The organism is Mycobacterium colombiense (assembly GCF_003284935.1).
GTDB classification, from domain to species: Bacteria; Actinomycetota; Actinomycetes; order Mycobacteriales; family Mycobacteriaceae; genus Mycobacterium; species Mycobacterium arosiense_A.
Genome location: NZ_QMEV01000108.1, coordinates 1 through 10,296 on the forward strand (window position 1 = coordinate 1; position 10,296 = coordinate 10,296).

Sequence of the window (10,296 nt, forward strand, 5' to 3'; positions counted from 1 at the left end):
GCCCTACAGTGGGCCACGGCCCACCAACCGAAAGTTGCATAGCGACTGGACCACCAAACGGGTCCCCCTCACACGGCTCTCAGCGCCTACGCCGCTTCAATGGATAGAAGGCACGCCGAAAAGTGAGACTAGCACCAATCGCGTAGTCCCCCTCCCGCCGTGGTTGGCGGACGATATGAGGGACTACTTGTCGCGAATCCATCCGTTTTCAGGCATCAACGCAGAAGGCGTGAAGTACGTAGCGCACGCGCCGTTGTTTCCCGGCAGGCGCAACAGTCGCGGCGGCACAACGTCGGGCGGCGTGGCGCAGTTTGATTGGGCCAAGCCCATTGTGGTGGACAACCTGTACCACAACTACTTTCAGCCAGCGACTAAGGCCCTTGGCCTTGGGAGCGTACGGTTCCACGACTTGCGGCACACGTTCGCTACGCTGGCACTGTCGGCAGGGGAGCACTACATGCAGGTGTCAAAGTGGCTGGGGCACTCGAGTTTCGTACTTACGCTAACCACCTACGCGGACTACATCCGCGAGGACGAGACGGCGGCACCGAAGCTGGCCCGTCCGGTTGCGGCCGCTCTAGCCAACGTTGTCGAGCTGCAGCGACGGAACGGCTAGCCCTCCAGCAGTCCCTTTAAAGCGGTATGGATTTCACGTTGGGTCCTGTCGTACGCCTGGTGGCAATCGTTGAGATTCACTGCAGTGCCAGGGTCTTTGCGTAAGCTGTCCCAGGGAATTCGAAGCGTGTCGTTGAGTGTCTCTGCTTGCTCAGCGGCAGCATCAAAGCCGTAGAGAGCCAACTTGGTTGCAGCCATTGAAGACTTATCGCCAAGTTTCTTCATTGGCCCATCGTCCATCTTTGCGACGCGCGCGGCGCGAACCGCTGCATCTTCTGGCAAGCCGACACGGTCAATCGCTCTGGTGAGCTCCTGGATTGCAGCACTAGCCTCTGTCAAGACCGCCACCTTTTCATCTCTACGGTTTTCACGCCTTGTAGTACGGGTGGTCTTCGTTACCCCGGCGTAGGCAATCCCAGCGCCAATGACAGCAATGAACGCAGCTATGACAGTTGCCCACGGTTGAGTGAGCCCGTCGGGTTGCGTGGCAGGAGGACACGGATCAGCCAGGAGCCACGCCGTCAGTGCCGAAGTCATTACTGAAGACTAAGGCGTAGCGACGGGCCTACACGCGGTACTCATGCTCCGACGCCACGACCTCGGTGTGCCAATATCCATAGCGCTGTAACAACCGCTTCGCAGTGGAGACCGCCTTGTCGCGGCTTTCCACGTTGGGTCCAATGACGACTTTGACGAGCGCAGATCTCTCAAACGGGATTTCGGTGTACGGCTTGAAACCCGCCAGCCCACCTGGCCGGAACTTCACGTCAACGGTCTGAAGGGGTCCTTGTGCGGCCCATTTGAACTCTTCGACATTCGATAGAGCATTCTTTATCGACAGGGATGACGATCCGAAGTGTTCCGCTATTGTAAGTCGCCACTCTTGCTCGCTTTGATAGGTCGTCTTCTTTACCAACGCAAGCATCGACAGCCACACCGGGATTTGGTTGATGACGTTAAATAGCCGGGTTGAAAGCCGCCCCTCACCGTTCTTTCCACAAGACTGTTCGACTTGGTAGAGCACCGCCTCGATTGCGCGCTGTCGTGCCTCATCGCCATACTGCACTTGCTGGGTGAACGCGCCCCACGTAAACGGAACCTGCTTGTTAGTACCACCCTCGATCGCTGTCATTTGAACAAGCTGGCCGTGCTCCGTATGGTAGTAGTATGGAACTTTAAGCATCGTTATGTTTTCCTTGTCGAACCCCAGCGCCACGCCTTTCGCGTCATCAGCGTACGAACGCCACTGGCCCAATTCGTCGCCGTTCTCCGAGAATGACGTTGAGAAAATGCGGTCTTCAATTGCGTCCGGATCGATAGCATTGGTCATTGAAATCGCCTGCAAGGCAGCATCGTAAGCCTCAGAGTATTCGGGTTTTTCCGCCTTGGCCGTTTCCAGGGCGGCAAGCAGTGCTTCCCACGCGTACCTGAGTTCCAGCGGATCGTTGAGGAACCGTATGTCGGTCGCCCGCAACAGTCCCTGCTGAACGATTGCCGCCAAACCGCCTGCATCCGTGTAGTGATACAGAACCTTGTGCTCAGCTGCGTCTTCCTTAAACATGTTGTCACTCATAGGATCCCCTGCGCGGTGGCGTCAGCCCCGCAGCCGATACCGCAGTTCACCACTGTTCACGTCGACCACACGCCCACCGCCACGGATGCGGAAAAGCAACTCTCCGGAGTTGGCGTCTACCACTCGGCCGCCTGCCCTGATGCGATAAGCGGGCGACCCTCCGTTGGAATTGACCACCCGAGCGCCGCGCACCCGAAACACCTGTCCCGAGTTCACATCGACCATTCGGTAGCCGTCGTAACTCTCATCACTCATGACTCCAGTGTCCTCCGACGCACCGACAAACATAGGCTGAGCAACACCGTGACAGCAGCGTGACAGCAGCGCGGCGGCAATCCGGCCACCTGGGACAACGGACGGTACGCTGCAATTGGCTCGCCGACCCGTCTGTCCTACTGTGACTAGGCGTTTTGAGCGGCTCAAGGATCGCGCGGCGACGTTGCAGAGCCTCTAAACCGGATAGACCTAGGGGCTCATAATCCGTTGGTCGCGGGTTCGAGCCCCGCCGATCGTTCATCCCAAGGCGCTTCGACCATGTGTAGACCGTTGGAGCGACTCATCCCCACCAGAACGACGTGGCGATCGCAACATAGAGCGCGATGAGCACTGCTCCCTCGAACCAGGTGGACTCGCCGTCGAAGGTCACCAGCACCGCGACCAGCGCCGACATAATCATCGACGCCAACAGCAGCGGCGAGAACACCAGATCGAAACCGGGCTGGCCGAGCCATGCCGCCGCGAGGCAGACGATCGGGGCGATGGTGAGTGCGATCTGGACGGGCGACTGGAGGACAACCTGAACCGCGTAGTCCATCTGGTTCTTGGCCGCCAGTTGAATGCCGACGAAATTCTCCACTGCGTTGCCGGCGATGGCCACGATCACCAGACCGGCGAACACCTCGTTGATGCCCGCTGCGTGCATCGCCGGCTCTAGGGCGGCGACGAACCATTCCGACACGAAGGCCGCACCGATTCCGGCGAGGGCCAGCATGCCGATGGCCATCGCCAACGGCCACTCGCCGTGTGCTGTTGCGGCACTGGCGGCGTGGGCCGAATCGGGGCTGGCCACAATGGGAGAGGTCGCTCTGGAGGGTTTCTCACCGGCTTGCGGCGCCGGGTCGGTGGCTCGGTTTCCCAGCGTGGCGGGCAGCGAGAGTGCGAACAGCGCGAGCATGACGACGGAGACGACGACCGACACCGCCCGTTCGTGCTGTTGCGCCGGGGTGTGTATCGCAGCCGTCAGCGAGGGGACGGCCAGGATGAACACCGCGAGGGTGAACATCAGTCCGAGGGTGCGCCCGTCGTCGGCGGCGAAACGCTGGCGGCCGTGCTTGATCCCGCCGGCCACGAATGCCAGCCCGAGCACCAGCAGGGCGTTGGAGAGAATCGACCCGACGATGGTGGCCTTCACCACGCCGTAAAGGCCTGCCTTGAGCGCGAACAAGATGACGAACAACTCCGGCAGGTTTCCCAGCGCCGTCTGCAATATCCCAGTGGCGTTGGGCCCGAGCCGGTCTCCGACCGCCTCCACCGAACGGCCGACCAGAGATGCCAGTGTGGCCAACGCGAGTGCGGAGATGATGAACGCCAGCAATGCATTCGCGTGGGCGAAGTAGAGAATCCCGGCCGCCGTGGACGCAAGCACGGTGAGGGTGATCATGATGCGGTCGCGCCGCGTCAACAGCGGAAGCCGTTCGGGATGGGTGGTCGTCACGCGCCTCTCCTCTGATCGCGCTGAAGTTTTCCACAACCGGTTGGTTCCGAAACCACGCTCTGCCCTGCCAAGCGAAAGACCGCGCCGGCTGTGCGGTCGCAGCCATCCGGCGACGGCCGAACCGTGGCAGTCTTGGCGGTGTGACCGACCTCGTGGAGCACTTCGAGGCTCAGCGGCCGCGCCTGTTCTGGTTGGCTACCGACTGCTGGGGTCGGCGACCGAAGCCGAAGACGCGGTGCGGGATGCATACCTGCGACTACACGGCGCGGACTCAGCGCTCATCGAATCGCTGCCGGCGTGGCTTACCAAGGCTGTCACGAACCTGTGCCTCAACCGGCTCACGTCGGCCCGCGCTCGCCGGGAGGTCTACCCCGGGCCGTGGCTTCCGGAGCCAGTCCTCACCGACGACCGGTCGCTCGGCCCGCAGGAAAGTGCCGAGCAACGCGAGTCGGTGTCCATTGCGCTGCTGAGCGTGATGGAGCAACTCAAGCCGAACGAGCGAGCGGCGTTCGTGCTCAGAGAAGCGTTCGCTTACAGCCATTTAGAGATCGCCGAGATCCTCGAGACGTCGGAGGTCAACGCCCGGCAGCTGTACCGGCGAGCCAGGCAGCGACTGGGCGAACCCCGTCAGCCGGCGCACCGACCGGAGCCGGCACAGTGGCGGTCCCTGGTCGATCGCTTCTTCACCGCCGCGAGCGCCGGCGACGTGGCCGGACTCGTCGAAATCTTGACCGCCGATGCGACCTCCACGGCCGACGGCGGCGGCAAGGTGGCGGCCGCCCGGCGCCCGATCTCGGGCCGCGACCGGATGGCCCAGTACGTGGCGCGGGTGTTCACCAGAAACCTGGCGCAGGTACGGCTGCGTCTCGACGCCGCCGAAGTCAACGGCGAGCCGGCGATGCTGGCATTCGACGGCGACACACTGGCCGGTGTCTTGTGCTTCGAGATCACCGGCCAGCGGATAGCGGCCGTGCGGATCCTGGCCAATCCCGAGAAATTGCGATTTCTTGCCGAACAGTTGTCACATCCGGCGGGCCTGCCCGGTTCATAGGGTGTGACCAACTCAGTACTCGTAACCGGCGGCACGGGAACCGTAGGCCGCATCGTTGTCGACAACCTGGTGGCCGCGGAGCAGGACGTCCGCGTCCTGAGCCGCGGGCGGCGGCCCGAACAGTCCACCGATGTCCGGCATGTCGTGGGGGACGTGCAAACCGGCGCGGGACTCGACGCAGCGATGGACGGCGTCGACACCATCGTGCACTGCGTCTATCCCAGCGAGCACGTGGTCGCGGCGGCCAAACGGGCGGGCGGACCGCATCTGGTGTACGTCTCCATTGTCGGTATCGACCGCGTCCCATTCGCGCTCTATCGCATGATGCTCGCCAACGAACGCCTGATTGCCGAGTCGGGCCTGCCGTGGACGGTGCTGCGGGCGACCCAGTTTCACGATCTGATCGCCTTCATGTTGCGCATGCTCGCGAAACCACCGGTCCTGGCGCTGCCGTCGAGCCTGCGGTTCCAACCGGTCGACGTGCGCGACGTGGGCGCACGGTTGGCCCAATTGGCGCTGGGCGAGCCGATAGGGCGTGCGCCGGATTTCGGTGGCCCGCAGGCGCGTGCGATCGACGATCTTGCCCGCAGCTACCTGGCGATCGTCGGTAAGCGCCGACGCATCGTCCCGGTCCGATTGCCCGGCAAGGTATTTGGCGGGATCCGCGCCGGCGGGCTGCTCACCCCGGAGCACGCAGCCGGCACGATCACCTTCGAGGAATACCTCGGCGAACAAGTCGCCACGGGCCAGCTGCCCTACCGCGACGCCATCCGCGCTTACCTGCCGCACCGTCGACACAAGGGGTTGCGGTGAATGCTTCGCCGGTTGCGCTTCGCGCCGGGGTGTGGTTTCTGACCGTCGTGGAGGTGGTGGTCGGGCTCGTCGCGACGCTGGCCCCTCATGCGTTCTACGACTACGTGCCCTGGGTTGATCTCATCCCGCCGTACTCCGAACACCTCATGCGCGACTATGGCGCCATGAATCTCTCGCTTGCGCTCATATTCGTTGTCAGTGCAATCACGATGGAGCGGCGCATGGTGCGCATCGCGCTGGGCGCGTACCTGTTTTTCGCCATCCCGCACTTGATCTTTCATCTCACGCACCTGGAGCACTTCACGATGAAAGCCGCGGTCTGGCAGACGATTGTGCTCACGGTGGCCGTGCTGCTGCCCGTCGTGCTGGTGATCCTCACGGCGTGGCCACGGCCCCACGTCGACGAACTATTTCGTGGCTCGGGGAGTGGTGGCAGCGGCCCCCGCGCCGGCATCTGGCTTGCCAGCCGCTTCCGTTAGCAGCCCCGTGAGTTGCGCGATCTGCGCGCGTAGCTCGTCGATTTGCGCGGCGGTCGCGGCCTGCGTTGTGGTTTCTTCCTCGGCGACGCGATGGACGATCCAAGCGGCCACGGTCGCGGTGATCATGCCGATGAGGCCGTCGCCGAACGCCTTTTGCAGCGCCGCGACGATGAGGACCAATCGCAGCAACCGGAGTGGCCGGAGGAATGGGATCATCGCCCAAACCTCTCGAGCGTTAGTGGATGAGTGACGTTGCCCGATTCGCCAAACGCAGAAACGTGGTGGGCCGCACAGCCCTCGCTCCGTCATGGCCACGGCGGAATTCCCGCCCGACCCGACGTCGAAACGGCATGGTCGATCATCGGCATCGACAAGAAAACCTCGATACCCCACGGTGGACCGCCAATAAGGTCGACTACAAAGGGTTTTCGCAATTCGTGGTTTGCGCGCTCGTCAACGGTTGTGGCGATGCAGGTCGTTGGCGGCTTTGCGGATGTAGGTGATCGTGTCGCCGGTGAGAATGTCATCAGATCCCGCTGCTTCGAGCCCGTCGGCAATGTCGTTAAGCAGTTGAACCAGATCAGCGGGTAGTGGTTCGAGGAGTTTACGTCGTTGGGCGGCGATCCGGTCCGCCAGATCGTTGCGCCCATTCTCAAGAGCGGTTTTCTCATTTTCTTCTAGATACTGCAGGACGGCTGCTACCTCATCGTTTACGTCACTCATGGAAGAATGCTAGGCCAGAGCAGGGAGCGGTTGAGGCATCAGATCCGATGGCGAGCAGCAAACATAGCGCTTGCCGCGGCCGTAACAGGGGTATTCGGCTGAGCAAGATGACTCAACTGCCCGATCAAAGCGCGGACGAAATCGACCCGTGCGTGCGTGTTTACGGGGCGCGGGTCCACAATCTGCGCGGTGTCGACGTCGTGGCGCCGCGTGACGCGCTGGTCGCGTTCACCGGGATCTCCGGATCCGGCAAATCGTCGTTGGCCTTCGGGACCATCTATGCCGAGGCCCAGCGCCGCTACTTCGAATCGGTCGCCCCGTACGCGCGTCGGCTGCTATTGCCCACCGGCGCACCCAAGGTGGATGACATCACCGGGCTACCTCCTGCCGTCGCGCTGCAGCAACGCCGCGGCTCGGCGACGTCGCGGTCGACGGTGGGCACCGTCACCACGCTGTCGAACCTGCTGCGGATGCTGTTCTCGCGCGCCGGCACCTACCCGCGCGGGGCGACGGAACGCCTGGACTCCGATGCGTTCTCGCCCAACACCGCGGTGGGGGCGTGTCCCGAATGCCACGGGCTGGGACGCATCCATCGGGTCACCGAGGAGACGCTGGTACCAGACCCCTCGCTGACCATCCGCGAGGGCGCCGTCGCCGCATGGCCGGGCGCGTGGCAAGGCCAAAACCTGCGCGACATCCTCGTCACGCTGGGGTACGACATCGACAAGCCATGGCACAAACTTCCTAAGCGGCAACGTAATTGGATTCTGTTCACCGACGAGCAGCCAACGGTCGAAATCGATCCGGGCCAGCACCCGGTGCAGGCCGATTATTACTACAACGGCACGTTCTCCAGCGCCGAACGTCACGTCCGCCACACGCTGGCCAACTCCCACAGCGCGATGATGCGTCGCCGCGTACTGCAATTCGTCGACACCGTCGAGTGCCCGGTGTGCGACGGTTCCGGGTTGCGGCCCGAGGCGCTGCAGGTGACGTTCGCCGGTCGCACGATCGCCGACTACACGGCGATGCCCTTGGCCGAGCTTGCCGACGCGTTGCGCCCGACGGCCTCCCGGACTGATGCTGCGGCCGCGTACGAATCCACGGAATCCGGCGAGCTGACGGAGGTGGCGACCATGATCGCCGCCGACCTCGTCGCACGCCTGCAGGTACTCATCGATCTCGGCCTCGGCTATCTCACGCTGAGTCGCCGCACTCCGACGGTGTCACCCGGCGAACTGCAGCGGTTGCGGCTGGCCACCCAACTGCGCGCCGGCTTGTTCGGCGTGCTCTATGTGCTGGACGAGCCGTCGGCCGGACTGCACCCCGCCGACGCCGAACCGCTGCTCGAGGTGCTCGATCGCCTACGGCGCGCGGGCAATTCGCTATTCGTCGTCGAACACGACATGGACGTGGTGCGCCGCGCCGACTGGATCGTCGACGTGGGACCTGGCGCCGGTGAGCTTGGCGGGGGCGTGCTCTACAGCGGACCGGTGCCCGGTCTGGCCGACATCGAGGAATCCGTCACTCGTAGATACCTTTTCGACAAAGCCGGCCCGCAGCCTCGTCAACCGCGCACGCCGTCCGGGTGGCTACGGCTGCGCGGAATCTGCTTCCACAATCTGCGAGACCTCGAGGTGGGCCTACCCCTTGGCGTGTACACCGCGGTCACCGGGGTGTCCGGGTCGGGCAAGTCGACACTCGTCGTCAAGGTCCTCGGCGATGTCGTGCACAGCCAGCTCGGCACCGGACGAGCGGCCGACGCGGTCGAATCCGATGACGACGAAACCGACAGTGGCATAGCCGATCTCGATCATGACGCGAGTGTCGGTGTGGGGGTAGAGGGAGCCGAGCAGATCAACCGGCTGGTGTCCGTCGACCAGCGCCCGATCGGACGCACGCCGCGCTCGACGCTGGCGACCTACACCGGCTTGTTCGACGCCGTGCGCCGGGAGTTCGCCGCAATCCCGAAGGCGCGTCGTCGGGGTTGGACGGCGGGCAGGTTCTCGTTCAACGTGGCCGAAGGTCGCTGCCCCACCTGTCAGGGCGAGGGGTTCGTCTCGGTCGAATTGTTGTTCCTGCCAGGCACATACGCCACCTGCCCAACGTGTCACGGAGCGCGTTACTCCGACGAGACACTCGAGGTGCGCTATCGCGACCGCACGATCGCCGACGTGCTGGCGATGACCGTCGATGAGGCCGCGGAGTTTTTCGCCGACGTCGCCTCCGCGGCACGGAGCCTGATCACGCTGCAAGAGGTCGGTCTGGGCTATCTCCGCCTCGGGCAGCCCGCAACGGAGCTGTCGGGTGGCGAGGCGCAGCGGATCAAGCTCGCCGCCGAACTGCAGCGACCCCGGCGAGGGCATACCCTCTACGTCCTCGACGAGCCGACCACCGGGCTGCACCCCGCCGACGTGGATCTGCTCGACCGTCAGCTGCACCGCCTGGTCGACGCGGGCAATAGCGTCGTGGTGGCCGAACACGACATGCGGATGGTGGCGGGCGCGGACTGGGTGATCGACCTGGGGCCGGGGGCCGGCAGCGACGGCGGTGGGGTCGTCGCGGCGGGGCCACCGCAGAAGGTGGCGCGCGCAAAACACAGCCGCACGGCGCCGTATCTCGCCAAGCGGTTGGCGCCGCCTGTCACGCGGTGACGTATCTGCCCACGCTCGGCGTCGCCGCGAGCTACCGTGACCGACCGTGTCGCCGTCCGGCGCCGGTAATACGGCGATATTGCTGGCAAGACACGAAAATTTGATCCACCGCCGCGCCCGTTAGCGCAGTACTCTTTGTGTGCCAGCATCTCCGTGAAGGAGAGGGATCGTGGGATCTCAGAGAGTCGTCGGTAGCCAGCCGGATCGGCTCCCGCTGGCCGCCCGGGCCTCGGCGGTGCCCGCGACAATCCTTGAGCTAGGTGGTCGGTACCCCGGCGCCGCGGTGTTGTTCGCGGCGCCGCTGACCGTCGCCGGCATCTGGGGGATGGTCACGCGCCCCTCGTTTGCGTTGCCGCTGGTCCTGCTGGCCGGCGTGGCGCTGGTATTGATCGATTTCCTGGCCGGTCCGTACCGGGTGGCCGAGCAGCAGGCGCGGGTCGCCGGCGCCCCGAGGCCGAACCGTCAGCCGCTCCTCAATCAGCCCCGAATGCAGCCCAAACCGCCGCCGCGGGAAAAGGTGGAGGCCCACGCGGGGGCGCAGGCCGAAGCGGCCGCCGCTCGGGCGCTGGCCGCGGAAGCCGAAGCGGTGGCCGCCGAGGCGCGGGCGCGCGCCGACGCCGCCGCCGCCGAAGCCCTGGCCGCCGAAGCCGAAGCCCTGGCCGCGGAAGCCGAAG

The 10,296-nt window shown here is 64.5% G+C and carries 12 protein-coding genes; 6 read left to right on the forward strand and 6 right to left on the reverse strand.

Features of this window, described 5'->3' with window-relative positions; all coding sequences use genetic code 11:
* Positions 1-175 precede the first annotated feature (175 nt).
* Entirely contained in the window at positions 176-616 is a 441-nt protein-coding gene (locus tag DQP57_RS25335; RefSeq protein WP_240631887.1) for a tyrosine-type recombinase/integrase, read from the forward strand.
* Here the strand turns inward: DQP57_RS25335 and DQP57_RS26715 are convergent.
* The 4 genes from DQP57_RS26715 to cax all read right to left on the reverse strand — a co-directional run bounded on the left by DQP57_RS26715 (position 613) and on the right by cax (position 3,902).
* Positions 613-1,152 (reverse strand): hypothetical protein, encoded by a 540-nt coding sequence (locus tag DQP57_RS26715; RefSeq protein ID WP_133259311.1) that lies wholly within the window; start codon positions 1,150-1,152, stop codon positions 613-615. The two genes, DQP57_RS25335 and DQP57_RS26715, sit on opposite strands and share 4 nt — an antisense overlap.
* A gap of 28 nt (positions 1,153-1,180) precedes the next feature.
* Complete coding sequence (locus DQP57_RS25340) at positions 1,181-2,188, reverse strand: DUF2971 domain-containing protein (protein WP_112635519.1); 1,008 nt, start codon at positions 2,186-2,188, stop codon at positions 1,181-1,183.
* A 21-nt stretch (positions 2,189-2,209) separates the two neighbouring features.
* The gene (locus tag DQP57_RS25345; protein WP_112635521.1) at positions 2,210-2,443 is read right to left on the reverse strand and encodes a hypothetical protein; all 234 of its coding nucleotides are present in this window, start codon (positions 2,441-2,443) and stop codon (positions 2,210-2,212) included.
* Between the two features lie 301 nt (positions 2,444-2,744).
* Positions 2,745-3,902 carry a calcium/proton exchanger gene (cax, locus tag DQP57_RS25350; protein WP_112635523.1) on the reverse strand — a complete coding sequence of 386 codons (1,158 nt, stop codon included), beginning with the start codon at positions 3,900-3,902 and terminating at the stop codon, positions 2,745-2,747.
* 235 nt (positions 3,903-4,137) lie between these two features.
* On the opposite strand from cax, the gene DQP57_RS25355 reads away from it, so the two are divergent.
* The 3 genes from DQP57_RS25355 to DQP57_RS25365 are packed head-to-tail and all read left to right on the forward strand — an operon-like array spanning position 4,138 to position 6,245.
* Entirely contained in the window at positions 4,138-4,953 is an 816-nt protein-coding gene (locus tag DQP57_RS25355; RefSeq protein WP_240631888.1) for a sigma-70 family RNA polymerase sigma factor, read from the forward strand.
* Between the two features lie 3 nt (positions 4,954-4,956).
* Positions 4,957-5,766, forward strand: coding sequence for an SDR family oxidoreductase (locus tag DQP57_RS25360; RefSeq protein WP_112635525.1), 810 nt, complete (start codon positions 4,957-4,959; stop codon positions 5,764-5,766).
* Entirely contained in the window at positions 5,763-6,245 is a 483-nt protein-coding gene (locus DQP57_RS25365) for a hypothetical protein (RefSeq protein ID WP_240631889.1), read from the forward strand. The genes DQP57_RS25360 and DQP57_RS25365 overlap by 4 nt, the downstream gene beginning before the upstream one ends.
* Here the strand turns inward: DQP57_RS25365 and DQP57_RS26720 are convergent.
* Together DQP57_RS26720 and DQP57_RS25370 are read right to left on the reverse strand one after the other, a co-directional pair.
* Positions 6,174-6,461 carry a hypothetical protein gene (locus DQP57_RS26720; protein ID WP_133259312.1) on the reverse strand — a complete coding sequence of 96 codons (288 nt, stop codon included), beginning with the start codon at positions 6,459-6,461 and terminating at the stop codon, positions 6,174-6,176. The genes DQP57_RS25365 and DQP57_RS26720 overlap by 72 nt on opposite strands.
* 237 nt (positions 6,462-6,698) lie before the next feature.
* The gene (locus DQP57_RS25370; RefSeq protein WP_112635527.1) at positions 6,699-6,968 is read right to left on the reverse strand and encodes a hypothetical protein; all 270 of its coding nucleotides are present in this window, start codon (positions 6,966-6,968) and stop codon (positions 6,699-6,701) included.
* Positions 6,969-7,075: 107 nt separating this feature from the next.
* On the opposite strand from DQP57_RS25370, the gene DQP57_RS25375 reads away from it, so the two are divergent.
* Positions 7,076-9,622 carry an excinuclease ABC subunit UvrA gene (locus DQP57_RS25375; protein WP_112635529.1) on the forward strand — a complete coding sequence of 849 codons (2,547 nt, stop codon included), beginning with the start codon at positions 7,076-7,078 and terminating at the stop codon, positions 9,620-9,622.
* Between the two features lie 169 nt (positions 9,623-9,791).
* Positions 9,792-10,296: hypothetical protein (locus DQP57_RS26950; protein ID WP_430920196.1), on the forward strand; the 505-nt coding region annotated here is incomplete at its 3' end.